This is a genomic window from Marinobacter flavimaris (assembly GCF_045057155.1).
GTDB classification, from domain to species: domain Bacteria; phylum Pseudomonadota; class Gammaproteobacteria; order Pseudomonadales; family Oleiphilaceae; genus Marinobacter; species Marinobacter manganoxydans.
In genome coordinates this window covers 2963924-2986885 of sequence record NZ_CP171359.1, presented here as the reverse complement: position 1 = coordinate 2986885, position 22962 = coordinate 2963924, and the positions used below count along the sequence as shown (strand labels likewise).

Below are 22962 nucleotides of genomic sequence, written 5' to 3'. Positions count from 1 at the left end.
GTCATATGCCAGGCAAAATCAGACAGTACTTCAAGGACAAGAAAGACGATGTTCAGGATTATGCCGGCGGCAGCGGCGTAATTGGCAAACTGATTCTGGCGTTGGTTGTGGTCTACCTACTGGTGGCGCTGGTGCTCGGCATGATCTGGAGCAGCGAGCCGGACACCTTCTCGGTGCGCGAGCACACGAGGTCGGTGGCCAACACGATGGAAAGGGAGCCCATTACCGGCTTTGCCACCACGGTCACCATGATTCGTATCGCAGAAACCCTGTTAGACAAGCCTGGTGGCTATATTTCCAACGACATTTTCCCGCCTGGACTCTGGCTGGATAACATGCCGAACTGGGAGTACGGCGTTCTGGTTCAGCTTCGGGATCTTTCGCGCGCCATGCGCAAAGACATCAGCCGCTCGCAAAGTCAGTCCGCGGAAGATCGGGATCTGACGATCGCCGAGCCCCAGTTCCATTTCGACAGCGAGAGCTGGGCAATCCCGTCTACCGAGGCCGAGTACCGTCGGGGTATTACCGCTCTGAAGCGTTACCTTGACCGGCTGTCGAGCCCGGAACAGGCCGACGCCCAGTTTTTCGCCCGAGCGGATAACCTGAGCAACTGGTTGGCGGACCTGGAGACTCGCCTGGGAAGTCTGTCCCGTACACTTGGTGAGAGTGTCGGCAAGGCATCGGTATCAGACTCGGTGATCACCATGAACTCCGGTGATCCTCTTGCTGAGGAAGCGACCGGAGAAGACGTGAAGACACCCTGGACCAAAATTGATGACGTTTTCTATGAGGCCCGCGGCAGCTCCTGGGCGCTTCTGCACATCTTCCGGGCAATTGAAGTGGATTTCCGGAAAGTGCTGCAGGACAAGAACGCCATGGCCAGCGTACGGCAGGTGATCATCGAGCTTGAGGGCGCTCAGGGCGAAATGTGGAGCCCGGTGATTCTCAATGGCAGCGGCTTTGGCGTACTGGCCAACCACTCGCTGACCATGGCCGCCTACCTTTCCCGCGCCAACTCGGCGATCAGTGACATGCGGGACCTGCTGTCCCGGGGCTGATGACAGGAGAGTTCGATCCAGAAACAAAAAAACCGGGCGCTAAGCCCGGTTTTTTTATGCCATCAAACCAAGAAGAGTCCGGCTTAGCCTTTGTAGGCGTTAACGGAATCCACGATGGCTTTCCTGGCGGCGTCGGCGTTGTCCCAGCCTTGCACTTTTACCCACTTGCCGGGCTCGAGCGTCTTGTAGTTCTCGAAGAAATGCTTGATCTGGTCGCGCAGCAGCTCGGGCAGATCGTCAATTTCCTTCACGTCATGGTAAGTGGTGGTCAGCTTGTCATGGGGAACTGCAACCAGCTTGGCGTCGCCACCGGCTTCGTCTTCCATGTTCAGCACACCCACGGGGCGGCAGCGAATCACGGAACCGGCCTGGATCGGGTAGGGGGTTACAACCAGTACGTCCAGGGGGTCACCGTCGTCGGCCAGGGTGTGCGGGATGAAACCGTAGTTGGCCGGGTAGAACATGGGGGTCGCCATGAAGCGGTCTACCAGCAGGGCGCCCATGTCTTTGTCCAGTTCGTACTTCACCGGGGAGCTGTTGGCCGGGATTTCGATAGCAACGTAGATGTCTTCAGGCGGGTTCTTGCCTGCGGGGATGTTGTCGAATTGCATGTGCGATCCTTCCTGGTACGTTAAAGGTACGTTTAACTGCGGTTAAAAAGTGGGCGCAATTATACGGGAGTATCCTGCAGTTCGAAACTAAACCTTGGTCGTTGAGTTGGGTGCACGCGGCTATCTGGCGGGGCTTTCCGAAAAACGCCCGTGAATACGTCCCTGTAGGGCTCGGTCGCGCCATCCCTGGCGCTCCACGTTTTCGGAAAGCCCCGCCAGATACCCGCCCGAACCTTTGAGGAAAACCGTTGAAGTAAACCCGAAACAAAGAACGCAATATTCAACACGAGGATTGCAAAGTGTTCGAACGGGGCGTGTCAGTGGCTGTTCCAAAACTGTAGAGGGCCATGGATGGCCCGAAACAAGCGCACATGGATGTGCTCGTAGCGTGTTTTGGAACAGCCACTGACATGCCCCGCCACCAAAACCCAGCAAGCTGGGTCAGGACAAGAGGGCGAACGCGGAACCCACAGCTCAGAGCTTGATCTGCTTGGCAATGAGTTCCTTCATGATCTCGGTGGTGCCGCCGCCGATGGAGAGAATCTTGGCATCCCGATAGAGGCGCTCGACGACGGTTTCCCGCATATACCCCATGCCACCGAACAGCTGCACCGCTTCCCGGGTGACCTTTTCGCAGACATCCACCGAGAAGTTCTTGGCCATCGCCACTTCCTTGATGGGGTTTTTGCCCGCCTGCATCAGGGCGGCGCAGCGGTAGGTGTATTCCCGGGCTACGTCGATCTGGGTCGCCATATCCACAAGCTTGTGGCGGGTCACCTGGAAGCCCGTGATATTGCGGCCGAACGCCGTGCGTTGTTGGGTGTATTCCAGCGCCGCTTCGTAGGCCAGTTGGGCGGTCATGTAGGCCATGATGGCCAAGCTGAGACGCTCGAACAGGAAATTGCTCATGATGGCGATGAAGCCGGCGTTTTCGGCGCCGATCAGGCGGTCGGCCGGCACGCGGCAGTCCTCGAAAAACAGCTCGGCGGTATCGCTGGCCCACCAGCCCATTTTTCGCAGTTTCTTGCCGGTGGAGAATCCGGGCATGTCCCGGTCGATCAACAACAGGCTGATACCGCCGTGGCCTTCTCCACCGGTGCGTACAGCAACCGTATAGTGGTCGGCGCGGATGCCGCTGGTGATGAAGGTTTTGCTGCCGTTTACAATGTAATGGTCGCCATCGCGGACGGCCCGGGTTTTGAGGTTGGCGACATCGGAACCTCCGCCGGGTTCGGTCACTGCCAGGGCGGCAATTTTTTCGCCCCGCAGCACCGGCGGCACGATCTGTTCACGGATGTCCTTTTTTGCCCATCTGGCGACTGGCGGCAGCCCGATATCCAGAGACCCCAGGCCAGCGACGAGACCGCCTGATGTGGAGCGCATAAGCTCTTCAGAAACGGCTACTTTCAGGAAAATGTCGCCCTCTCCGATGCCCCCCAATGCTTCCGGAAAGCCAATGCCCAACAAACCTGCATCCCCGGCTTTTTTGTAGAGATCCCGGGGAAATTCACCCGCTTCTTCCCAGTCGTCGATGTGCGGCAACACGTGGGTTTCGATGAACTTGCGGGCGGTCGCGCGGACCTGCTGATGGGTTTCGTTGAAGTATTCGGACACGGTCTGGCTCTCCCTGATCGGAATCAATGGGAAGCAGTGTCGCCTAAATATTATTACCAAGCAAGCGCTTGGTTGTTCGTTCATTCAGGCAATAAAAAAGCTGGCCCGAAAGGCCAGCTTCGACATCGAGGAGCGACAGAAGTCGGTCAGGCGCCTTCGCTGGAGATGCTTTTCACGCCGTCCTTTGTTCCCAGCAGCAGGAGATCAGCGCGGCGGCGGGCGAACAGGCCATTGGTGACCACGCCGACGATGTTGTTAAGCTTTTCTTCGACTCGGATCGGTTGGGAAATGTCCATGTTGTGGACGTCGATGATAATGTTGCCGTTGTCGGTCACTACCCCTTCCCGATAGACCGGATCACCGCCCAGTTTCACGATTTCCCGGCCAACATGGCTCCGGGCCATGGGAATGACTTCGACCGGAAGCGGGAATTTGCCCAATACGCCGACCATCTTGGAGTCATCGGCAATGCAGATGAAGGTCTTGGCAACCGCGGCCACGATTTTTTCCCGGGTCAGCGCGGCACCGCCGCCTTTGATCAGTTCCAGGCGGTCGTTGGTTTCGTCAGCGCCGTCCACATAGAACTCCAGTTCTCCGGCACTGTTAAGGTCGTAAACCGGGATGCCGTGGCTTTTCAGACGCTCGGCGGTGGCCTCCGAGCTGGCAACGGCGCCGTCAAACTCGGTCTTGAGTTCCGCGAGCATGTCGATGAAGAAATTGGCCGTGCTACCAGTGCCCACACCGATCACGCTCTCGCTATCAAGACGAGGAGCAATGTAATCAATGGCGGCTTTGGCGACGGCTTTTTTCAGTTCGTCCTGGTTCATCATTGGCTCCGGCTGTAAATCAGGTTGGCTTTGCCGGCATTATAGCGCTTAAGAGCCCTCTGCTTATAGACGGCTGCCGTGCAAACTTTCTACACTGTGGGTTTTTCTCAGCCAGTCATCACTCACACATCGACCAAAAGCCGGAACTGCTATGCCGCAACGCTACATCAAGAAGATTCTCGATGCGCGCGTCTATGACGTGGCCATCGAAACACCCCTGACTGAAGCCCGCAGTCTGTCCAAGCGCTTTGGCAACAATATTCTGCTCAAGCGTGAAGACCTTCAGCCGGTGTTTTCCTTCAAGATTCGTGGTGCCTATAACCGGATTGCGCAGCTTTCCGAGGAGCAGAAGGCCAAGGGTGTCATTTGTGCGTCGGCCGGAAATCATGCCCAGGGTGTGGCGCTGGCTGCCAAGAATCTCGGGATCAAGGCGGTAATTGTGATGCCGCAGACCACGCCGGAGATCAAGGTGCGTTCGGTACGGGATCACGGTGCCAAGGTGGTTCTCAAGGGCGATGCCTTCGACGAGGCGGCGGCCCACGCTCAGGAGTTGATCGCAAAGCACGGCTACACCTACATTCCGCCGTACGATGATCCCGATGTGATCGCCGGCCAGGGCACGGTGGCCATGGAAATCATGTGGCAGTTCAGCAAGCCGATCCACGCCATCTTCATCTGTGTTGGTGGCGGCGGGCTGATTGCCGGCATGGCCGCTTACATCAAGTATCTGCGCCCCGAGATCAAGGTGATTGGTGTCGAACCGGAGGACTCCAACTGCCTCCAGGCCGCCATGAAAGCGGGCAAACGCGTGGTGCTCGATGAAGTGGGCATCTTTGCTGATGGTGTGGCAGTCAAGCAGATTGGTAAGTACCCCTGGGAGATCTGCAAGGACCACGTGGACGAGGTGATCACCGTATCCACCGACGAAATCTGCGCGGCCATCAAGGATGTGTTCGAGGATACCCGCTCCATTGCCGAGCCGGCCGGTGCCCTGGGTGTGGCCGGCATCAAGAAATACATCGAGCGCGAGAAAGTCGAGGGCGAGAACCTGATTGCCACCCTGAGCGGTGCCAACATGAACTTCGACCGTCTGCGCTACATCTCCGAACGCACGGAAGTGGGCGAGAAACGCGAGGCCATCCTGGCGGTGACCATTCCGGAGAAACCGGGCGCGTTCAAGACCTTCATCAACGCCCTGCACAAGCGCAGCATCACCGAGTTCAATTACCGCTACGCCGATGCTACCAATGCCACGATTTTCGTTGGCATCCAGATTGCCGCGGGTGGTCACGGCCGCGAGGATCTGGTTCAGGATCTTCGGGAGAGCGGATACTCGGTGGTCGATTTAACCGACAGCGATCTGGCCAAGCAGCACATCCGTCACATGGTGGGCGGCCACGCGCCGACCATCACCAACGAAAAGGTGTTCCAGTTCGAGTTCCCGGAGCGTCCGGGGGCGTTGCTGAAGTTCCTGATGTCTCTTGGTACCCGCTGGAATATCTCCATGTTCCACTACCGCAACCACGGTGCAGCCTACAGCCGTGTTCTGCTGGGCGCCCAGGTGGACGACGATGAAGTGCAGGATTTCGAGAAAATGCTGGATAAGGTTGGCTTCCGCTATGACAACATGACGGACAACGAGGCCTATCAGCTGTTTCTTGGGCAGGGCAACGCGCGTTCAAGTTAACTCTGGGTAGGGCAGGGTCTGGCAGGGCTTTCCAAAACTGTGCGGAGCCATGGATGGCGGAGCCAAGCGTACAGGGATGTATCCGCAGCGTGTTTTGGAAAGCCCTGCCAGACCCTGGCCGGTCCCCGAATGCAAAGCTTACTGAATTTTAATCTGTGAAAAATTGTAAAAGTACAGATAGGTGTTAGTCTTTCTTCTGATTCTTGAAGTCAAGAATAGCTATCTGATTTCCCGACACTTTTAAAACCGCATTTTGAGGAACTGAAGCCATGGGCGGCAAGCCTGACATCATCAAAGCCATTGTGCTGATTTTTGCCATCGGCCTTGTGATTACTGGTTTCACATCCATCCACGCCTCCGAAGATAAAGACGCACGAGCGGCCAATCTGGTTGGCTCCGTTCAAGTCATGAATCAGCCGCTGAACCGGTAACAGCGCTTGTCGGTCACCACGCTGTGGAGGGGCACGTCCCAGGGCTCAATTGGCAGCTTCTTCACCTTCTGGAAATCATGGGCCAGGCCAATCAGTTTCGGGGCCAGCCTTGGCCGTATCCGGCTGAAGGCAAAGGTCCTGTCGTAGAATCCGCCTCCCATTCCCAGTCTTCCGCCCTGCTCGTCAAAGCCTACTAACGGAAACAGTACCGCATCCAGGGCCCAGGCCGGGCGCCGCAGGCCTTTGCTGAACCCTGGCTCGGGAATGCCAAACCGGTTGGCGGTGAGTTCCACGCCATCGTAGTAGGGGCTGAACACCAGCCTGCCTTCATGAATCGGATGGAGTACCGGCAGGTAGAAGCGGATGCCCTTGCGCCGGGCGATGTCCAGGTATACGTGGGGGTCAATTTCGCCGTCGTTGGGCAGATAAATGGCAATGTGCCGGGCCCGGTGCAGGTCTGGATTCTTCAGCAGATTGAGGGCCAGGTGCTCGGCGGCCTGTTGCTGTTTTTCAGCGCTCAGGTCGCGACGATTCTGCCGCAGGCGTTTGCGAAGTTCACTGCGCGACAGGGTATCAGGGTGGGACTGGAACGGTTGAGGCTCGATAAACTGGCTCAAAATAAAGCTTCCCGGGCTGCCGTTATCGGATGTGGCCCTTGAACCCAAAGTTCAAGGTCGGTGGCCGCTGTGACATATTAGGCTTTCCCCTGTCGGGGACGTGCTCACAATGCCCTGAAGTAGCCACCTGGGTAGTGCGCATCGGCTCGAGGACGTATCCGACTATCCCGAACAGCCCAGGAAGTTGTTCTCATTATACGGGCAGTGTCGGGGCCGATTGCAACACCTGTCTGAGATTCTCCGGGGATTTAACGACCGGAGCCATCACCCAGCGCTCCGTCCAGTTTGTTGTCCATGGCTCGCAGCAAGGTGCTGGTGGCATCGGACATGGTGTCGCGCTCGAGCAGTTCGTGGGTTATGTTGAGAGCGGCCATTACAGCAATGCGCTCGGTACCAAAAACCTTGCCGCCGGCGCGGATTTCCCGCATTTTGTTGTCCAGATGCCGGGCGGCACGCAGCAGTGCCTCCTGTTCTTCCTCGGGGCAGGCGACCAGGTATTCCTTGTCGAGGATTTTCACCTCAACCGTGGTGGATTGCTGTGCCATCAGTGATGCTCCAGGGCCCTAAGGCGGCTGATCATGGCTTCGATCTTGTGCTTCGCGTGATCGTTCTTCTGCACCAGCTGGGCCCGTTCCCGGTTCCAGTCGTCCTGCAGTTCCCGCAATGTGGCGTTGTCCCGCTCAAGTTTCTGACAGCGTTCAATCAGCCTGTCCAGCTTGTCCGCTAATGCCTGTACTTCGGACTGTTCCATGACGTGCCCAGCAGTGGTTTTATGATATTAAGCTCAACTATAAGTGTGGACGCTAAGTCGGTCAATTTACAGGCTTGTCATTGCGTTCCCTGCGTGATGCCCATCACTGATCTGCTGCCTCGCCAAAGCCCAGCCGGCGGCTCTGGCGCCATGTGTTGAAGGCGGGTATCAGCGCCACGGTGAAGGCGGCAACCGGAACCAGGGCCATTAACGTCCATTCCTCGGGCGTTAATGGGCGAAGCTCAATCTGCAGGCCATAGTTGGCCAGTAACCATGGGCTCGCCAGTGCAAGGCCCGCCATGCCAAGGGCCAAAGCCATCACGCAGGCGGCAAGGGCAAGAGCCACGCACTCGAGGATGTAAAGTGAGGCAATCAGCGCCGGAGAGGCACCGGTTGCCCGCAGCACCGCAATTTCATGGGCCCGCTGGCTCTGGAGGGTCAGAAGTACGGCAATCAGTCCGATCAGGCTGGTTACCACGACAAAACCGGTTATGCCCAGTAGTGCTCGCTCAAACTGGCCCATCAGCCGCCAGAGTTCACTGAGGGCGACTCCCGGAAGTATGGCCGAGAGCGGCTCGCCGGCAAACTGGTTGATTTCCCGCTGTATGCGGAAGGTCAGGATTTGCCGGTCGATACCAACGAACACGGCGGTAATGGCATCGGGTGTGAAATCTCGGCCCTTTGCCTGCTCCGGTGTGATTGTCCGTCCGGGGATGGCGACCCCGGATTCCCAGCCTACGTGCATGGCCTCCATGCCATCCAGGCTGATATACACGGCCTGGTCCACCGGCGTGCCAGTGGGCGCCAGTATGCCGGTGACGGTAAACGGCGTGTCTTCGTGGTTGGAGAAACTGGTGCGTCCACCGCCATGGGATAGCACGATCTGCTCGCCCACCTGATGCGCCAGCGAGCGGGCAACGCCGGCACCCAACACTACATCAAAGACGCCTTCAAACCACTGGCCTTCATCCAGTTCGAGGGGCAGGTCGCGGCCGTAGCGGAAGTGCTTGAAAAAGTTCTCATCTGTGGCGACCACACGATTACCCCGGTAGCTGTCTCCCAGGGAAATCGGAATCAGCCAGGCCAGGCGGTTATCCTGTTTCAGGCCCTGATAGGTCGACCAGCGAATGTTGTTGGTGGCATCGCCAATATGAAACACGGTGTACAACAGCAGGTTCAACTGGCCACTTCGGGCGCCGATGATCAGGTCTGTACCGCTGATGGTGCTGGTGAAGGACTGCTTGACCTCCGTGCGGAGGTACTGGATGCCCAGCAACAGGGAAACGCTCAGGGTCAGGGTCAGGCACACCAGGGCCAGTACTTTTTTCCGGTGCCAGAGGCTGGCCAGGGCGAGTGTCAGGGCCAGGCGTGCTTTCATGTCCGGTCACCCTGCAGTTCCAGCTGATTATCGAAATGGCGGGCCAGGGACTGGTCGTGACTGACGAACAGAACCGAGGTGTTGTGCCGGTGCGCAAGAGTTAGAAGCAGCTCCAGGAACCGGTCCCGGTTGTCGGCATCCAGTGCGGAAGTCGGCTCGTCCGCGAGAATCAGGCCGGGCGCGCCAATCAGCGCCCGGGCGGCTGCGATACGTTGCTGCTGGCCAATACTCAGCCTGGTGACTTTCCTCTGCCAGTGGTCCGCGGGGATGGACAGGGCGGCAAGCAATCTCTCAGCCTCGTCTTCGACGGTCGGTTCGGTGCGCTCTCTGCGCAGTTCAGAAAGTCCGCAGGGCAGGCTGACGTTGGCTCGTGTGCTCAGGTAGGGCACCAGATTGAACTGCTGGAAGATCACGCCCATGTGGTCGGCCCGGAACTGGTCGCGGGCGCCGGCACCGAGCCGGTGGATATCGGTTCCGAGTACGCGGACAGTGCCAGAGGCCGGCCGAAGCATGCCTGCCAACAGGCTGAGCAGCGTGCTTTTGCCACTGCCGCTCGGGCCGTGCAGGAAAAGGTGTTCGCCGCGTTTCAGTATGATGTCCGGAAAGCTGAGGCGGGGCTGGACAGGATCCCAGGAAAAGGCGAGCCCGCTGACTTCCATCGCAGTTTCTGTGCTTCGGGAACTGTGGCTGGCTGAGTCTGTCTTGCTGGTCATGTTGGTTGCCGTCGGCCCGGTGTATGATGGCGGTTTCCGGATAGTAATCTCAGGAGTCTTTGGTCCAATGATGTCTGCCCCGGCACGTTCGCGCTTTGCGCTGCCTTTTTTCATCGCGCTTACCCTGGTGTGTGTACTTCCATCAACAGGCCGGACTGAAACCCGGGAGATCGACTGGCTTGAACTGATGCCCGCCGAGGATCTGGCGCTGCTGGAGAATATGCCAGAGATTGAGCACGAGGGCGATGGCCCGCCGCTGCTGCCGGATGAGATCATGACCGGTCGGGTTGTGCCGGAAATGGGCAATGTTGAAGGCCGCATTCCCGGCTTCGTGGTGCCCCTCAAGACAACCGAGGACATGCGCATCCTGGAGTTCTTCCTGGTGCCCTACTACGGCGCCTGTATTCATGTGCCGCCACCGCCCCCCAATCAGATCATTCACGTCAAGTACAAGGAAGGTTTCACGCTCGAAGCCCTGTACGATCCGGTGTGGATCGAAGGCAAGCTGGTCATTGACCGCACCGAAAACGACATCGGAACGTCTTCCTATTCTATGGTCGCAACCGGGGTTGAGCCGTACGAAGAATAGACGCTGTCATCGGCTGCGGAGTTCAAACCTGCTTTCTCCGTGGCCCAGACGGGCTGATCCCTGACCTTGTGGCCTTACCCACTGAACGCCGAGATGCTCTATTCCGGAAAACCGGGTTGTAATGGGTGTTGCAAGCGCCTGGGATGAGCCCAGGCCCGGACAGCTCAGGGTCTGGGTGACTTCGAAATCCGAGTGGGATGATTCGTCCGGATGATCATGGTCATGCCCATGGCTGTGTCCGTGATCATCGCCACCTGCCTGATGATGCACTACCGCATTCATGACGGTGCAGCCCCCCTCACTGGTGTCCGCAAGGGGAGTCTGTCCAAGCCAGTTGGTTACTTCGTTAACCAGTGCTTTCTGGTCGTCCGAACGGGCACGATGCTCGAACCCCACCAGGTTGTAGGCCGGCGATGTGAACAGGAGATCAATCTGCTCTCCCTCGATGGCGAGTTGTAGTTCGGCATGACCGTGCTGGTGCGCACCTGGATTGTCGCTGGCAAGCACAGGGCCAGCGCTTGCGATCGCGGCGCCAGCCAGGAAGAAGCAGGTTTTGGCTCGTAAGGACATGGCTATATCTCTCGGTAGAAATGATACGTTATAACATATTGTTCGCTTGCCGGATAAAAATCAACAGGCAGTGCCTTGGCACCGCCTGAATGCTAGGATAGACCTCTAATCCATTAACACAGGATCCGCCTGTTTCATGTCAGAAACCGACACTTCCGGTGCTGCCCGCGCCGCAGAATTCGAGCGCTGGGCCAACGTTTTTACAGCTCACAAGGCATTCACCCACCCATCCGAATTGCACGGCGCGCTCTGTGGTCGCCTGGCGGCCGGATCGCGTATCGAAGAGCCGGAGTGGCTGGCCATGGTGTGCGAACACATGGGGCTGGCCGAGAACGCGGCCGAAGAGTCCGATGATCTCGCTCCGTTCATGAACAAAGCCTATGAACAGACCCTCGAGCTCTTGAAATCAGCAGACATGAGTTTCCATCCTTTACTGCCGGATGACGACTATGCCATTGAGCAGCGGCTGGAAGCCCTGGTTTCCTGGGTGCGGGGATTTCTCGAGGGTATGGCACTTTCGGCCGGCGAGTCACTCGGCCAGGCGCCGGACGAGATCCGGGAGCTGATCGAGGATATGGTGGCCATCAGCCAGCTATCCGAAGAGGAAGAAGCGGACGACGAAAGCGAGCAGCAGTTGCTGGAGATTACCGAATACATCCGGCTGGGGGCGCTCGCCGTGTTCACTGAATTCAACGCCCCTGAACCACCGAAGTCTGATTCGCCGACCCTGCACTGAGCCGGGTCCTGATTGCAGGAGAGACTATGAACTCCATGATTCCCGTAAAGGAGTTTGCCGAGCGCCGTCGCAAGCTGATGGAGCGTATGGCGCCAGACAGCATTGCGATTATTCCGGCCGCCCCGGAGCGCGTTCGTAATCGGGACGTGCTGCATCCGTTCCGCCAGGACAGCGATTTTCATTACCTGTCCGGTTTTGGTGAGCCGGAGGCCGTCCTGGCGCTGATTCCGGGCCGTGAACACGGGGAATCGGTACTGTTCTGCAAAGAGCGCAATCCGCAGAAGGAGCTCTGGGACGGTTTCCTGGTTGGCCCGGAAGGCGCCATCGAACGCTACGGCCTGGACGATGCGTTTCCGATTGCAGACATCGACGATATCCTGCCGGGCATGATCGAGGGTCGCAGCCGGGTGTATTATCCCCTCGGCAAGGATGATCATTTTGACGCCCGTGTCATGGACTGGGTGAAGATGATTCGCAGCAAGGTTCGCAATGGCGCCCACCCGCCGGGCGAGTTCGTAGCCCTCGAGCACCTGCTTCATGACCTGCGGCTATATAAGAGCGCCAATGAGATCAAGATCATGGCCAAGGCCGGCCAGATCAGTGCCGAGGCCCATTGCCGGGCCATGAAACGGGCCCGCAAGGGCGGCTTCGAATACAACCTCGAGGCCGAGCTTATCCACACCTTCATGGAGCATGGCGCACGGTCTACGGCCTATCCCTCCATCGTGGGCGGGGGCGCCAATGGCTGCATCCTGCATTACATCGAGAACAGTGCGCCGCTGAAGGACGGCGATCTGGTGCTGATCGATGCCGGCTGTGAATACCAGTGCTACGCCTCCGACATCACGCGCACCTTCCCGGTCAGTGGAAAGTTCAGTAATGAACAGCGGGCCCTCTACGAGGTGGTGCTGGCGGCGCAGTATCGGGCCATCGAGGCGGTCTCGCCTCAAAATCACTGGAACCGGCCCCATGAGGCTGCGCTGGAAGTACTGACCCAGGGCCTGATTGATCTGGGGCTGTTGTCCGGCACCCTGGAAGATGCCATTGCCAACGAAACCTACAAGCCCTTTTTCATGCACCGAACCGGCCACTGGCTGGGGCTGGATGTACACGACGTCGGCGATTACAAGGTCGGTGACGCCTGGCGCCAGCTGGAACCCGGCATGGCCCTGACCGTCGAGCCAGGCCTGTACATTGCGCCGGATAACACCGACGTGGATGAGAAATGGCGCGGCATTGGCATACGCATCGAAGACGATGTGGTGGTGACCAAAGACGGCTGCCGGGTCCTGACCGAAGCAGTGCCGAAAACCATTGCCGAAATCGAAGCCCTGATGGCGGACTGACAGCCTGTGACCAAGCCTGATACCGATCTGATCATTGCCGGCGGTGGCCTCGCCGGAGCGACCCTGGCTCTGGCGCTGGCACGGATGGTGCCGTCACTGCGCGTGACCGTGGTCGAGGCCTTCCCGCTCTCGCCCGACGCCCTGCCGGAGAGTTACCAGCCGAGTTACGATGCCCGTTCAACCGCACTGGCGTGGGGCTCCCGGTTAATCTTTGAGGAGCTGGGGCTGTGGCAAAGGCTGGCCGAACATGCCACACCCATCGAACATATCCATGTTTCAGATCGGGGCCATTTCGGCGCCACACGGTTGCATGCTGCCGAGCATGGCCAGGCGGCGCTCGGGTACGTGACTGACAATCGCTGGATGGGGCTGTGTCTGATGCGTGAGCTTCTGGATACCAACGTCCAGTGGCGGGCGCCGGCAGAAGTAACGGACATGACGCCCATTCCCGGCGGCGTCCGTGTTCAGCTCTCAGAAGAAGGTGAAGAGACCGCGGAACTGAAGGCCCGTTGCCTCGTCGTTGCAGATGGCGGTCGTTCCGGTCTGCGGGAAAGGCTCGGGTTCCGGCCGGATCGTCACAGCTACGGCCAGAACGCACTGATCGCTAATGTCTCTACCAGTGACAGCCACGGATTCACTGCCTTTGAACGATTTACCGATGCCGGTCCCATGGCTCTCTTGCCCCATGGATCAGCGACCAGAGCCGGACATCAGTCGGCACTGGTCTGGACGCTATCCGATGAGGTTCTGCAGCAGGTTCTGGCGCTGCCCGACGACGAGAAATGTCGTTGGCTTCAGGACCGGTTTGGCTGGCGTCTGGGCCGGTTTACCCGCATCGGCACCTGTCACCATTACCCGCTGACCCTGACGACGGTAGACGAGCCGGTGCGCCCCGGGGTTGCACTTGTGGGCAATGCGGCCCATGCCCTGCATCCGGTCGCCGGGCAGGGCTTCAATCTCGCGCTGAGAGGGCTCATGACGCTGGTCGAACAGTTTCGCCTGGCTGAAGAGCAGGGCAGGTCGATTGGCGATCTCGAGGTCCTGAAGGGCTACCAGGCACTGCATCGGGAAGACTGGCAACAGACGGTGCGCTTCTCCGATTCGCTTGTGCGTTTGTTCGGGCATTCCATGCTGCCGGTTGCGGCGGCCCGCGATGCCGGCCTGGTGGGTCTTGATCTGTTGCCTGGGGCAAAACGCTGGTTTGCCCGCAAGGCCATGGGCCTGGGCGGCCGCCGGGCCGTGATTGAGCGGCCGGGTAAGCTGAAGCGGGAGGCGCCGGCTGATGAGTGAGGCGCAAACGTTCGATATTCTTGTGGCTGGCGGTGGCATGATCGGTTCCGCCCTGGCTCTCGGGCTGTCACGACAGGGTTGGCATGTGGGGCTGGTGGAAGGTTCCGGCCATGAGTCTCTGGTTGAGGCGCCGGACTCCGCCACCACCGTTGCCGATTTTGAACCACGGGTCAGTGCCATTTCGGTGGCGAGCCAGCAATTGCTGGAGCAACTCGGAGTCTGGTCCGAGGTGACCGCCGGTCGGCACTGTCCTTACCAGACCATGACGGTCTGGGATGGCGACGGCACGGGGCGAATACAGTTTGAGGCAGCCGAGCTGCAGGCGAGAGCCCTCGGAACGATTGTCGAGAACCGCAGCATCGTCCGATCACTGTTCAGGGCTTTGGAACAAAGTCCGGTCGAACTGATTGATGGCGCGAGGATTACTGGCTGTAAACAGTTGTCTGGAACTTATACGGTTGAGCTGGAGGATGGTCGATCTTTGTCGGCGGGGCTATTGGTCGGTTGTGACGGTGCCAATTCCCGTCTGCGCCACTGGGTTGGCCTGCCAACGCGTGAGTGGGACTACGACCAGCAGGCAATCGTATGCACGGTGAAGACCAGCCAGAGCCACCGTTTCACCGCGTGGCAGCGATTTTCGACGACCGGGCCGCTGGCGTTTTTGCCCTTGCTGCCAGAGTCCGGAGATGAGCATTACTGTTCCATTGTCTGGTCCCAGGATACCGGGGAAGCGCGGCGTCTGATGGCTTTGGACGACACCGACTTTGCCGCTGAACTTGAGCGTGCGATTGAGCGCGAGCTGGGATCGGTGGAGTCCATTTCCGGCCGCTTCGCCTTTCCGCTTCGACAGCGGCACGCGAAGGACTACATTGCCCCCGGCTTTGCCCTCGTCGGCGATGCGGCCCATACCATCCATCCGCTGGCGGGACAGGGTGCCAACCTTGGCTACGGCGATGTACGGGCTCTGCTCGATGAGCTTTCGCGAGCTAAAAAGGCGGGCCTGAGTCCAGCCAATGAGCTGGTTCTGGCGCGCTATCAGCGCCGCCGGAAAGGCGAGAATCTCGCCATGATGGCCGCCATGGAGGGCTTCAAGCAGCTGTTCGGCCGTGATGAGCTGCCGGTCCGCTGGCTGCGAAATACCGGACTGCGCTGGCTCAACCAGATGGGGCCGGTGAAAAATCGTATAGCTGCCGAGGCCATGGGTCTTAACGGCTGAATACAAAAAGGAATTGTCCAATGGCAGGAAGCAGCCTTCTGGTTCTGATCGATGACATCGCCACTGTGCTGGACGATGTTGCCCTGATGACAAAAGCCGCCACCAAGAAAACCGCAGGTGTTCTGGGGGATGATCTGGCGCTTAACGCCCAGCAGGTGACCGGTGTAAAGCCTGCCCGGGAACTGCCAGTGGTCCTCGCGGTTGCCCGCGGCTCCATGATCAACAAGGCCATCCTGGTGCCGGCGGCCCTTGCGATCAGTTTTTTCATGCCCTGGCTGGTAACGCCTCTGCTGATGCTCGGCGGTGCCTTTCTGTGTTTTGAGGGCTTTGAGAAACTGGTGCACAAGTTTTTGCACCAGGAGCAGGACCAGAAGCGCAAGGGCGAGCTGCGTGAAGCCCTCAAGAGCCCGGACGTCGACTTGCGGGCGATCGAGAAAGACAAGATCAAGGGCGCCATCCGCACCGACTTCATTCTGTCTGCCGAAATCATTGCCATTACCCTCGGAACGGTAACGACCCAGACCATCGGCATGCAGTTCATGGTGCTGGCGGTGGTGGCGATTATGATCACAGTCTTTGTTTACGGCCTGGTGGCTGGGATCGTAAAGCTGGACGACGGCGGCCTCTACCTCAGTCAGCAAGAGAACCCGGTGCTCCAGCAATTGGGTTCAGGCATTCTCTGGCTGGCCCCCTATCTGATGAAGACACTCTCCATCCTGGGCACTCTGGCGATGTTTCTGGTGGGTGGTGGCATTCTTACCCACGGACTGACGCCGGTATACGACGCTATTCATCACTTTGCCGAGGGTTTCAGTGGTGTGGCTGGTGTGCTCGTGCCAACGGTGGCCAATGGCCTGTTCGGTGTGCTGGCAGGTGCGCTACTGGTGGCCATTATCACGCCACTGACGCGATGGTGGCAGGCGAGGAACGGCTGAGAAGACCGGGGCTCTAGAGGCAGGCGTCGAACAGCCGGCTCACCAGTACCGGTACCGCGGTTTCGACCCGCAGAATACGGGGGCCGAGATGCACGCTCTGGCAGCCGGCTTCTTCCAGTTTTCCCACTTCGTAAGCCGTGAAGCCACCTTCCGGGCCAATGCAAAGCACGGTCGGCTGGTTAAGGTGCACAGGGCAGGGGGTGGTTGTGCCGGGATGCGCTACCAGGGCTCGTTTATCCGCCAACAGCGCCGGCAACTCATCTTCCACGAAGGGTTTGAACAGCTTGCGGATCTGCACACGGGGCATCAGGGTATCTTTTGCCTGTTCCAGCCCCAGCGTGAGGTTCTCCCGAAGCTGTTCGTCTGAGAGCCACGGTGTCTGCCAGAAGCTTTTCTCCACCTTGTAGCTGTTGATCAGCCAGAGGTCCTTGACGCCCAGGGCAGCGCAGGTTTGCAGGATGCGACGGAACATCTTGGGCCGGGGCATGGCCAGAATCAGGGTGAGCGGCAGAGGAGCCGGCGGAGCCTGATCCAGCGTCACTCGCAGTTCTGCCTCGCTATCGGTAAGTCGGACGACTTCGCCGGTTCCAAGCCGGCCATCCGAACGGCCTACGGGAATGGTGTCGCCAGCAACGACCTTGATAACGGACTGCAGGTGGGCCAAGCGCCGACCGCGTAGAACGGCACGGTCAGTTGCCACGAAATCCTCGTCAAACAGTAACGCCAGATTCATTCGCCGGCGGGCTCATCGCTTTCCGGGTCTGCGACTTCCCGTTTTGCCAGCCGCCCGAACAGTATACCGACCTCGAACAGGATCCACATGGGAACCGCGAGAAGGGTCTGGGAAATAATATCCGGCGGCGTCAGCAGCATGCCGATGATGAAACAGCCCACCACCACGTAGGGGCGCTTGGCTGCAAGATCGGCGGGCGTGGTGGCGCCGGTGAGGATCAACAGCACCGTGGCGATCGGAATTTCGAAGGCCACACCGAAGGCGAAGAACATCTTGAGTACAAAATTGAGGTAGCTGGTGATGTCCGGAAGTTCGACGATGCCTTCGGGGCCTATCGCAGTAAAAAAGCCGAACACCAGCGGGAAAACCACGTAATAGGCAAACGCAGCGCCCGCGTAAAACAGGATGACCGAGGTAAACAGCAGCGGAAAGGCCAGACGTTTTTCGTGGGCGTAGAGGCCCGGGGCAATAAAGCTCCAGAGCTGGTAGAGAATGATCGGAATGGCAGCGAACACAGCCAGAACCAGGGCCAGCTTCAGCGGTGCGAAGAAGGGCGACGTAACATCCGTTGCGATCATGGTCTGGCCAACGGGCAACAGGGAACGGATGGGCTCCGACAGCCACAGGTAAAGTTCGTTGGCAAACGGATAAATGGCAGCGAAGCAGACCAGCACCGCAAGAACCATTTTCAGAAGGCGATTACGCAGTTCGAGCAGGTGCTCGATCAGTGGCATTTCCTGCTGCTCCGGAGGCAGCTGGTTGCCGTCGGGTTTTGCATTCATGAACGATTATCCGGCGGACTTTGCGGGGTTTCGCGTTTGGGTTGTTCGTTTCCGTCAGAGCCGGAATCTGGCGTCTGCGAGGAGCTACCAGCATCGGGCTGATCCTGCGCTGGAGCCTCAGAGGCCTTTGGCTGGCCGGATACCCGCCGTGTCGCAGGTGCAGGCCTTGGCTTCTGGGTCTCGTTCTCGGGCAGGATCATGTGCTCGTATTTCCTGGCTTCGTCCAGGGCGCCACGCACGGTTTTCTGAACGTCGTCGAGGCCAACATCTCCTGCCTTGCGAAGCTCGTCGCGGAGTTCGCCGGCTTTTAGCTCCCGGTCCAGTTCCGAGGTGAACTGGCCAACCATGCGCCGTGCACCACCCACCCAGCGGCCAGCCGCACGGGCGGCCGCAGGCAGGCGCTCGGGGCCGAGTACCAATAGCGCTATGACGCCGCAGATCAGCAGCTCAAGAAAGCCGATATCGAACATTCAGCCTGGTCTCAGCTGTGGGACTTGTCCCGGGGCTTGTCTTCGGCCGCCGCTTGTTGCTGTGGCTGCTCCCCTTCCTTGCCTTCCAGGGATTCCTGGTTCTCGGCCTTGGAGTCCTCATCGCTCATGGACTTCTTGAAGCCGCGAATGGCACCACCGAGGTCGCTGCCGATGTTGCGAAGCTTCTTGGTTCCGAACAACAGAATGACAATGCCGAGTACGATAAGTAATTGCCAGATGCTGATACCCATTACGGGGTCCTCATTTTAATGTTTCTGTTCAATGACATTGTACGTTACCAGAACCGTTACGCGGAAACCCCTTTAGAGGTATTACCGCTCACTTGTTCCTCGACGCTTTTTCTTCCAGGCCTGACAGATCGAACCGGCTGGCCAGTTCGTCCAGGATGTCCTTCGGGCCAAGGCCCAGTCTCGACAGCATGACCATGCTGTGGAACCAGAGGTCGGCGGTTTCATAAACCACGTCCCGGGTTTCCCCGGAATGCTCTGCGTCCTTGGCTGCCAGCAGGGTTTCCGTGCACTCTTCCCCCACTTTTTCCAGGATCTTGTTCAGGCCCTTGGCGTGGAGGCTGGCTACATAGGAGGTTTCCGGGTCTGCCTCTTTCCTGGCCTCCAGAACCCTCGCCAGGTTTTCCAATACATCGCTCACAGTCCGTGCTCCTCAGTTGCTGCCGTAAATAGTGCCGGGGTCCTTGATCACCGGGTCAACGCTGACCCACTGACCGTTTTTCAAAGTCCGGTAGAAGCAGCTGCGTCTGCCAGTATGGCAGGCGATGCCGCCTTTTTGTTCTACTTTCAGCAGGATGACGTCCTCGTCGCAGTCCAGTCGAATGTCCCGGATGACCTGTTGGTGCCCCGAGGTTTCCCCTTTGCGCCAGAGCTTGCCCCGGGAGCGCGACCAGTATACGGCGTGGCCTTCTTCGGCGGTCAGCCTGAGCGACTCGCGGTTCATCCAGGCCATCATCAGGATGTCGCCGGTGTCGGCGTCCTGGGCGATGGCCGGAACCAGGCCGTCCTCTGTCCAGCGAATGGCATCCAGCCAGTCAGGGGTCTCGACGTTATCCGAGCTATTTTGCATTTTTGTGAATCCTGAAATCTTTATCGGTTATCGGCTGCCCCGGAGCATGAGCCCGCCGGCGACGGCAAACAGGGCCCAGCTCCAGGCAGGCACGCTTTCAATCCACTGCCGGCTCTCGGGCTGAGTGCCCAGAAAGCCGCCGGCAATGAGCAGTACCGCCAATGTCGCCCGCCGCCAACGCCGCTCGGTACGGATCTGCTGCTCCCGGAGCAACGCCAGTGTTGCCCGGTTCTGGGGCTCGGTGGGCCCCGCCTGCCGCAGTTGCAAGAGCGCATCGTGCACCAGCTGGGGCATTTCCGGCGACTGTTCCAGCCAGGAGGGAAGGTGCGACTGCAGCGACTTGATCAGCCCCGAAGGGCCAATGCGTTTGCGCATCCAGGTCTCGAGGTAGGGTTGCGCGGTGCTCCACAAATCCAGATCCGGATACAGCTGTCGGCCCAGACCTTCAACGTTCAGGAGGGTTTTCTGCAGCAGAACGAGCTGGGGCTGCACTTCCATATTGAACCGCCGTGCCGTCTGGAACAGGCGCAACAGGAAGTGGCCGAACGAGATATCCTTCAACGGCTTCTCGAAGATGGGCTCGCAAACAGTACGTATGGCCGCCTCAAACTGGTTCACTGGCGTGTCGGGCGGTACCCAGCCGGACTGAATATGCAGCTGCGCAACCTGCCGATAATCCCGGCGGAAAAAGGCCAGAAGGTTTCGGGCAAGATAGCTCTGGTCATCCGGTGCCAGGGTGCCAACGATGCCGAAATCGATCGCGATATACCGGGGATCCGCCGGGTTCGAGGTGTCCACGAAGATGTTGCCCGGATGCATGTCGGCGTGGAAGAAGCTGTCCCGGAATACCTGCGTAAAGAAAATCTCCACGCCTTTCTCGGCCAGTACCTTCATGTCGACGCCGGCGGCCTTCAGAGCCGCAGTATCGGCAATGGGGATGCCGTGAATCCGCTCCATCACCAGCACGGATTTGCGGGTGTAGTCCCAGTCGATAAAGGGAATGTAGATCAGCGAGGAGTTTTCGAAATTCCGGCGCAGCTGGCTGGCGTTGGCGGCCTCGCGCTGGAGATCCAGCTCATCGTGAATGGTGGAATCGTAGTCGGCTACCACTTCCACCGGGCGCAGGCGCTTGCCTTCGGACCAGTATTTTTCCAGCAGGCCAGCCATCAGGTACATCAGGGCCAGATCCTGACGGATTACCTTCTCTATGCCCGGTCGCAGAACTTTCACGACTACCTTCTGGCCGTTGCGCAGGGTGGCTGCATGCACCTGGGCAACCGATGCCGAGGCAAGCGGGTCCGGACTGAATTCGGCAAACAGGTCCGAAACCGGGGCACCGAGGGAGGTTTCGATAATGCTCCGGGCTTCATTGCTCGGGAACGGCGGTACCCGGTCCTGGAGATTCTTCAGGGATTCCGCCATGTCGTCCGGCAGAAGATCCCTTCGGGTAGAGAGGATCTGGCCGAACTTTACGAACACGGGGCCCAGTTCCTCCAGCGCCAGCCGAAGGCGGTCGCCACGATCGAGCTTCGGTTGCGGGAACAGGTGCCAGGGCGCCAGCAGGAAAAACACCTTCAGGGGCGCGGGCAGCTCTGCGATAGGCAGGAACGTGTCCAGCCGGTAACGGCAGAATACCCAGGCAATTCGGAACAGGCGTTGCAGGCGGGTCACAGGTTCTCCGATTCGTCAGTCTTGCCGCGGTTTTCAATCAGATTAAGCCGCGCTTCCAGTCTTTCCGTGCGCAGGTTCAGTTCGTCGATATCCTCGAACGTAGCTTCCAGCTCCCGCCGACCGGGCAGGGCGCGACTTTCCTCGTGCACATACTCCTCGATGTTGGCATTCAGGGACTGAAAGGCCTGTCGACTCCATCGGATAGCGCCGCGAACCCGTTGGCCGAGGAAGTGTGCGGGCACATCGCCGATGTGCCGGGCCATGGCGGCTTCCCAATCCGGTTCAAGCTGGTTCAGGGCTCGTTGCAGCTGATGGGCCAGCGCTGTGTCGCCGGTCACGTCAAGACGGCCGTCGGCAAAGACCCGGTCATCGCCGGTGGCCAGCGCTGCAAAGGCGATGGGTTTGCCGGTGATCTCGAGCGCTGGCTGTTCGACCGGCTGACTGCCGACGCGGACGCGGTTTCCGGCCCGGTCCAGGGTGTAGGTCAGGGCAATCGGGTCGGTGATATTGAACTGAACCGGCCCCGCCAACGCTTCCATCAGGGCACTATGCCCCGCCTGATCCAGTTCCAGTGCCCGGTTCAGGGCACTTTCCAGGATAGCGGAGACAGCGGAAAGCAGGGTGGGGCCGGGAAACATCAGGGCTTGATTCCCACGTGCAGGGCGACGATACCGCCGGTCATGTTGTAGTACTTGCAGTTCACCAGGCCGGCGTTCTCCATCATGCCCTTGAGGGTGTCCTGGTCGGGATGCATGCGGATGGATTCGGCCAGGTACTTGTAGCTTTCACTGTCGCCGGCGATGAGCTGGCCCATCAGGGGCAGGGCGGAAAAGGAATAGGTGTCGTAGGCCTTGCTCAGCAATGGATTGGTCGGCTTGGAGAATTCCAGGATCATCAGCTTGCCGCCGGGCTTGAGAACCCGGGTCATGTCGCGCAGGGCCTGGTCTTTATCGGTGACATTGCGCAGACCGAAGGCGATGGATACCGCATTGAAGTTGTTGTCCGGAAACGGCAGATGCTCGGCATCCGCCTGTACGTATTCAATGTTGCCCGCATAGCCGCGATCGGTCAGCCGGCTGCGGCCCACCTGCAGCATGGAGGCATTGATGTCGGCCAGCACCACCTTGCCGGACGGACCCACAAGGTCTGAAAACTTCATGGTGAGATCGCCAGTGCCGCCGGCAATGTCCAGCACCTGGTGGCCGGGACGCACGCCCGAAAGCTCAATGGTGAAACGTTTCCAGAGCCGGTGAATTCCCATGGACATCAGGTCATTCATGAGGTCGTACTTGCCCGCCACACTGTGGAACACCTCGGCCACCTGGCTCGCTTTCTGGCTCTTGGGCACATTGCGAAACCCGAAATGGGTTACGTCGTCCTGGCCGTTGCTGTTTGCGGCCTGGTTGGCTGGCGTTTGCTGCTCGCTCATGGGGCATGTCCTGTCAGAATCTGAACCCCGTATTCTAACCGCTGACGGGGTTGCTACAAGGGTGGCGGTGAGTTAAATAGCGCCCTAAACTGTAAATCTATCCAAATCCGAGAGAAAACCGCTTCATGTCTGTAATTGATGTACATCGCCCGCACACCCTGGATCAAGAACACGCAAGGCAGGCCGCAGAATCCCTTGCCAAAGACCTGTCCAGTCAGTTTGACGTGCATTATGAGTGGGAAGGCGACCACCTGAAGTTCAAGCGCAGTGGCGTCAAGGGGCACCTGAACATCACGCCGACAGACCTGCACATTCACCTGGAGCTGGGCATGATGCTGCGGCCCTTCAAATCGCGGATCGAGCAGGAAATCCACTCCCAGCTGGACCAGATCATCAAGGCCTGAGCCAGC

Annotated in this window: 28 protein-coding genes and 1 other RNA gene; 10 read left to right on the top strand and 19 right to left on the bottom strand. The window is 59.1% G+C overall.

What is annotated here, in order from left to right:
* Positions 1-5 precede the first annotated feature (5 nt).
* The gene (locus tag ACGK9W_RS14140) at positions 6-1058 is read left to right on the top strand and encodes a DUF2333 family protein (RefSeq protein ID WP_014578424.1); all 1053 of its coding nucleotides are present in this window, start codon (positions 6-8) and stop codon (positions 1056-1058) included.
* An 83-nt stretch (positions 1059-1141) separates the two neighbouring features.
* Here the strand turns inward: ACGK9W_RS14140 and ppa are convergent, their stop codons facing one another.
* The 3 genes from ppa to rpiA all read right to left on the bottom strand — a co-directional run bounded on the left by ppa (position 1142) and on the right by rpiA (position 4110).
* Complete coding sequence (ppa, locus tag ACGK9W_RS14135; RefSeq protein WP_008170949.1) at positions 1142-1669, bottom strand: inorganic diphosphatase; 528 nt, start codon at positions 1667-1669, stop codon at positions 1142-1144.
* A gap of 474 nt (positions 1670-2143) precedes the next feature.
* Positions 2144-3283, bottom strand: coding sequence for an acyl-CoA dehydrogenase family protein (locus tag ACGK9W_RS14130; RefSeq protein WP_053113132.1), 1140 nt, complete (start codon positions 3281-3283; stop codon positions 2144-2146).
* Between the two features lie 146 nt (positions 3284-3429).
* The gene (gene rpiA, locus ACGK9W_RS14125) at positions 3430-4110 is read right to left on the bottom strand and encodes a ribose-5-phosphate isomerase RpiA (protein WP_053113131.1); all 681 of its coding nucleotides are present in this window, start codon (positions 4108-4110) and stop codon (positions 3430-3432) included.
* A 151-nt stretch (positions 4111-4261) separates the two neighbouring features.
* Here rpiA and ilvA point away from each other — a divergent pair, with 151 nt between their 5' ends.
* Both ilvA and ACGK9W_RS14115 read left to right on the top strand, forming a co-directional pair.
* Positions 4262-5797: a threonine ammonia-lyase, biosynthetic gene (gene ilvA, locus ACGK9W_RS14120; RefSeq protein ID WP_008170952.1), complete on the top strand. Its 1536-nt coding sequence runs from the start codon at positions 4262-4264 to the stop codon at positions 5795-5797.
* Positions 5798-6066: 269 nt separating this feature from the next.
* Positions 6067-6228: a hypothetical protein gene (locus tag ACGK9W_RS14115; RefSeq protein WP_008170953.1), complete on the top strand. Its 162-nt coding sequence runs from the start codon at positions 6067-6069 to the stop codon at positions 6226-6228.
* On the opposite strand, the gene ACGK9W_RS14110 is transcribed toward ACGK9W_RS14115, so the two are convergent.
* The 6 genes from ACGK9W_RS14110 to ACGK9W_RS14085 all read right to left on the bottom strand — a co-directional run bounded on the left by ACGK9W_RS14110 (position 6210) and on the right by ACGK9W_RS14085 (position 9687).
* Complete coding sequence (locus ACGK9W_RS14110; protein ID WP_273157261.1) at positions 6210-6845, bottom strand: 5-formyltetrahydrofolate cyclo-ligase; 636 nt, start codon at positions 6843-6845, stop codon at positions 6210-6212. The genes ACGK9W_RS14115 and ACGK9W_RS14110 overlap by 19 nt on opposite strands.
* A 4-nt stretch (positions 6846-6849) precedes the next feature.
* A non-coding RNA gene (gene ssrS / locus ACGK9W_RS14105) (6S RNA) lies at positions 6850-7031 on the bottom strand.
* A gap of 62 nt (positions 7032-7093) precedes the next feature.
* On the bottom strand, positions 7094-7390 hold the full coding sequence (locus ACGK9W_RS14100) for a cell division protein ZapA (protein ID WP_008170962.1): 297 nt from the start codon (positions 7388-7390) through the stop codon (positions 7094-7096).
* Positions 7390-7596 (bottom strand): TIGR02449 family protein, encoded by a 207-nt coding sequence (locus ACGK9W_RS14095; protein WP_008170964.1) that lies wholly within the window; start codon positions 7594-7596, stop codon positions 7390-7392. The genes ACGK9W_RS14100 and ACGK9W_RS14095 overlap by 1 nt, the downstream gene beginning before the upstream one ends.
* Before the next feature lie 103 nt (positions 7597-7699).
* Complete coding sequence (locus ACGK9W_RS14090; protein WP_273157258.1) at positions 7700-8974, bottom strand: ABC transporter permease; 1275 nt, start codon at positions 8972-8974, stop codon at positions 7700-7702.
* Entirely contained in the window at positions 8971-9687 is a 717-nt protein-coding gene (locus ACGK9W_RS14085) for an ABC transporter ATP-binding protein (RefSeq protein ID WP_288366967.1), read from the bottom strand. The genes ACGK9W_RS14090 and ACGK9W_RS14085 overlap by 4 nt, the downstream gene beginning before the upstream one ends.
* 67 nt (positions 9688-9754) lie before the next feature.
* On the opposite strand from ACGK9W_RS14085, the gene ACGK9W_RS14080 reads away from it, so the two are divergent.
* Complete coding sequence (locus ACGK9W_RS14080; protein ID WP_219120781.1) at positions 9755-10276, top strand: DUF3299 domain-containing protein; 522 nt, start codon at positions 9755-9757, stop codon at positions 10274-10276.
* A 6-nt stretch (positions 10277-10282) separates the two neighbouring features.
* Here ACGK9W_RS14080 and ACGK9W_RS14075 read toward each other — a convergent pair whose 3' ends face one another.
* Positions 10283-10846 carry a DUF2796 domain-containing protein gene (locus ACGK9W_RS14075; protein WP_405417219.1) on the bottom strand — a complete coding sequence of 188 codons (564 nt, stop codon included), beginning with the start codon at positions 10844-10846 and terminating at the stop codon, positions 10283-10285.
* A 136-nt stretch (positions 10847-10982) separates the two neighbouring features.
* Between ACGK9W_RS14075 and ACGK9W_RS14070 the strand changes: the two genes are divergently transcribed.
* From ACGK9W_RS14070 to ACGK9W_RS14050, 5 genes are read left to right on the top strand one after another with little or no spacing between them, the layout of a single operon-like run.
* On the top strand, positions 10983-11582 hold the full coding sequence (locus tag ACGK9W_RS14070) for a UPF0149 family protein (protein ID WP_405417217.1): 600 nt from the start codon (positions 10983-10985) through the stop codon (positions 11580-11582).
* Between the two features lie 26 nt (positions 11583-11608).
* Entirely contained in the window at positions 11609-12928 is a 1320-nt protein-coding gene (gene pepP, locus ACGK9W_RS14065; RefSeq protein ID WP_288366971.1) for a Xaa-Pro aminopeptidase, read from the top strand.
* Between the two features lie 6 nt (positions 12929-12934).
* Positions 12935-14218 (top strand): 2-octaprenyl-6-methoxyphenyl hydroxylase, encoded by a 1284-nt coding sequence (ubiH, locus tag ACGK9W_RS14060; RefSeq protein ID WP_288366972.1) that lies wholly within the window; start codon positions 12935-12937, stop codon positions 14216-14218.
* Positions 14211-15434, top strand: coding sequence for an FAD-dependent monooxygenase (locus tag ACGK9W_RS14055; RefSeq protein WP_273093909.1), 1224 nt, complete (start codon positions 14211-14213; stop codon positions 15432-15434). Before ubiH ends, ACGK9W_RS14055 begins: the two co-directional genes overlap by 8 nt.
* 20 nt (positions 15435-15454) lie before the next feature.
* A complete protein-coding gene (locus tag ACGK9W_RS14050; RefSeq protein WP_104270847.1) occupies positions 15455-16369 on the top strand; it encodes a DUF808 domain-containing protein in 915 nt (304 codons plus the stop codon).
* Between the two features lie 13 nt (positions 16370-16382).
* Here ACGK9W_RS14050 and ACGK9W_RS14045 read toward each other — a convergent pair whose 3' ends face one another.
* The 9 genes from ACGK9W_RS14045 to ubiE form a co-directional block, all read right to left on the bottom strand.
* Positions 16383-17102, bottom strand: a complete 720-nt coding sequence (locus tag ACGK9W_RS14045; protein WP_405417214.1) for a 16S rRNA (uracil(1498)-N(3))-methyltransferase — start codon at positions 17100-17102, stop codon at positions 16383-16385.
* The gene (gene tatC, locus ACGK9W_RS14040) at positions 17099-17884 is read right to left on the bottom strand and encodes a twin-arginine translocase subunit TatC (RefSeq protein WP_014578407.1); all 786 of its coding nucleotides are present in this window, start codon (positions 17882-17884) and stop codon (positions 17099-17101) included. The genes ACGK9W_RS14045 and tatC overlap by 4 nt, the downstream gene beginning before the upstream one ends.
* Positions 17881-18354, bottom strand: coding sequence for a Sec-independent protein translocase protein TatB (tatB, locus tag ACGK9W_RS14035; RefSeq protein WP_014578406.1), 474 nt, complete (start codon positions 18352-18354; stop codon positions 17881-17883). Before tatB ends, tatC begins: the two co-directional genes overlap by 4 nt.
* An 11-nt stretch (positions 18355-18365) precedes the next feature.
* Positions 18366-18605, bottom strand: a complete 240-nt coding sequence (gene tatA, locus ACGK9W_RS14030; RefSeq protein WP_014578405.1) for a Sec-independent protein translocase subunit TatA — start codon at positions 18603-18605, stop codon at positions 18366-18368.
* 88 nt (positions 18606-18693) lie between these two features.
* The gene (locus ACGK9W_RS14025) at positions 18694-19023 is read right to left on the bottom strand and encodes a phosphoribosyl-ATP diphosphatase (protein WP_014578404.1); all 330 of its coding nucleotides are present in this window, start codon (positions 19021-19023) and stop codon (positions 18694-18696) included.
* Positions 19024-19035: 12 nt separating this feature from the next.
* On the bottom strand, positions 19036-19452 hold the full coding sequence (gene hisI / locus ACGK9W_RS14020) for a phosphoribosyl-AMP cyclohydrolase (protein WP_405417211.1): 417 nt from the start codon (positions 19450-19452) through the stop codon (positions 19036-19038).
* 27 nt (positions 19453-19479) lie between these two features.
* Positions 19480-21123 (bottom strand): ubiquinone biosynthesis regulatory protein kinase UbiB, encoded by a 1644-nt coding sequence (gene ubiB, locus ACGK9W_RS14015; RefSeq protein ID WP_405417209.1) that lies wholly within the window; start codon positions 21121-21123, stop codon positions 19480-19482.
* Positions 21120-21761, bottom strand: a complete 642-nt coding sequence (locus ACGK9W_RS14010) for an SCP2 domain-containing protein (RefSeq protein ID WP_104270851.1) — start codon at positions 21759-21761, stop codon at positions 21120-21122. The genes ubiB and ACGK9W_RS14010 overlap by 4 nt, the downstream gene beginning before the upstream one ends.
* The gene (gene ubiE / locus ACGK9W_RS14005) at positions 21761-22552 is read right to left on the bottom strand and encodes a bifunctional demethylmenaquinone methyltransferase/2-methoxy-6-polyprenyl-1,4-benzoquinol methylase UbiE (protein WP_014578401.1); all 792 of its coding nucleotides are present in this window, start codon (positions 22550-22552) and stop codon (positions 21761-21763) included. Before ubiE ends, ACGK9W_RS14010 begins: the two co-directional genes overlap by 1 nt.
* A 125-nt stretch (positions 22553-22677) precedes the next feature.
* On the opposite strand from ubiE, the gene ACGK9W_RS14000 reads away from it, so the two are divergent.
* Entirely contained in the window at positions 22678-22956 is a 279-nt protein-coding gene (locus tag ACGK9W_RS14000; protein WP_014578400.1) for a polyhydroxyalkanoic acid system family protein, read from the top strand.
* Positions 22957-22962 lie beyond the last annotated feature (6 nt).

Bases quoted from the DNA above. Each gene is read 5' to 3' on its own strand.
- ACGK9W_RS14075 (WP_405417219.1), bottom strand. From the start codon at position 10,846: ATGTCCTTACGAGCCAAAACCTGCTTCTTCCTGGCTGGCGCCGCGATC.
- ACGK9W_RS14050 (WP_104270847.1), top strand. From the start codon at position 15,455: ATGGCAGGAAGCAGCCTTCTGGTTCTGATCGATGACATCGCCACTGTG.
- hisI (WP_405417211.1), bottom strand. From the start codon at position 19,452: ATGCAAAATAGCTCGGATAACGTCGAGACCCCTGACTGGCTGGATGCC.
- ACGK9W_RS14010 (WP_104270851.1), bottom strand. From the start codon at position 21,761: ATGTTTCCCGGCCCCACCCTGCTTTCCGCTGTCTCCGCTATCCTGGAA.
- ACGK9W_RS14045 (WP_405417214.1), bottom strand. From the start codon at position 17,102: ATGAATCTGGCGTTACTGTTTGACGAGGATTTCGTGGCAACTGACCGT.
- tatA (WP_014578405.1), bottom strand. From the start codon at position 18,605: ATGGGTATCAGCATCTGGCAATTACTTATCGTACTCGGCATTGTCATT.
- ACGK9W_RS14080 (WP_219120781.1), top strand. From the start codon at position 9,755: ATGATGTCTGCCCCGGCACGTTCGCGCTTTGCGCTGCCTTTTTTCATC.
- ACGK9W_RS14000 (WP_014578400.1), top strand. From the start codon at position 22,678: ATGTCTGTAATTGATGTACATCGCCCGCACACCCTGGATCAAGAACAC.
- pepP (WP_288366971.1), top strand. From the start codon at position 11,609: ATGAACTCCATGATTCCCGTAAAGGAGTTTGCCGAGCGCCGTCGCAAG.
- ubiE (WP_014578401.1), bottom strand. From the start codon at position 22,552: ATGAGCGAGCAGCAAACGCCAGCCAACCAGGCCGCAAACAGCAACGGC.
- rpiA (WP_053113131.1), bottom strand. From the start codon at position 4,110: ATGAACCAGGACGAACTGAAAAAAGCCGTCGCCAAAGCCGCCATTGAT.
- tatB (WP_014578406.1), bottom strand. From the start codon at position 18,354: ATGTTCGATATCGGCTTTCTTGAGCTGCTGATCTGCGGCGTCATAGCG.
- ppa (WP_008170949.1), bottom strand. From the start codon at position 1,669: ATGCAATTCGACAACATCCCCGCAGGCAAGAACCCGCCTGAAGACATC.
- tatC (WP_014578407.1), bottom strand. From the start codon at position 17,884: ATGAATGCAAAACCCGACGGCAACCAGCTGCCTCCGGAGCAGCAGGAA.
- ACGK9W_RS14095 (WP_008170964.1), bottom strand. From the start codon at position 7,596: ATGGAACAGTCCGAAGTACAGGCATTAGCGGACAAGCTGGACAGGCTG.
- ACGK9W_RS14090 (WP_273157258.1), bottom strand. From the start codon at position 8,974: ATGAAAGCACGCCTGGCCCTGACACTCGCCCTGGCCAGCCTCTGGCAC.
- ACGK9W_RS14115 (WP_008170953.1), top strand. From the start codon at position 6,067: ATGGGCGGCAAGCCTGACATCATCAAAGCCATTGTGCTGATTTTTGCC.
- ACGK9W_RS14100 (WP_008170962.1), bottom strand. From the start codon at position 7,390: ATGGCACAGCAATCCACCACGGTTGAGGTGAAAATCCTCGACAAGGAA.
- ACGK9W_RS14085 (WP_288366967.1), bottom strand. From the start codon at position 9,687: ATGACCAGCAAGACAGACTCAGCCAGCCACAGTTCCCGAAGCACAGAA.
- ACGK9W_RS14070 (WP_405417217.1), top strand. From the start codon at position 10,983: ATGTCAGAAACCGACACTTCCGGTGCTGCCCGCGCCGCAGAATTCGAG.
- ACGK9W_RS14055 (WP_273093909.1), top strand. From the start codon at position 14,211: ATGAGTGAGGCGCAAACGTTCGATATTCTTGTGGCTGGCGGTGGCATG.
- ilvA (WP_008170952.1), top strand. From the start codon at position 4,262: ATGCCGCAACGCTACATCAAGAAGATTCTCGATGCGCGCGTCTATGAC.
- ACGK9W_RS14140 (WP_014578424.1), top strand. From the start codon at position 6: ATGCCAGGCAAAATCAGACAGTACTTCAAGGACAAGAAAGACGATGTT.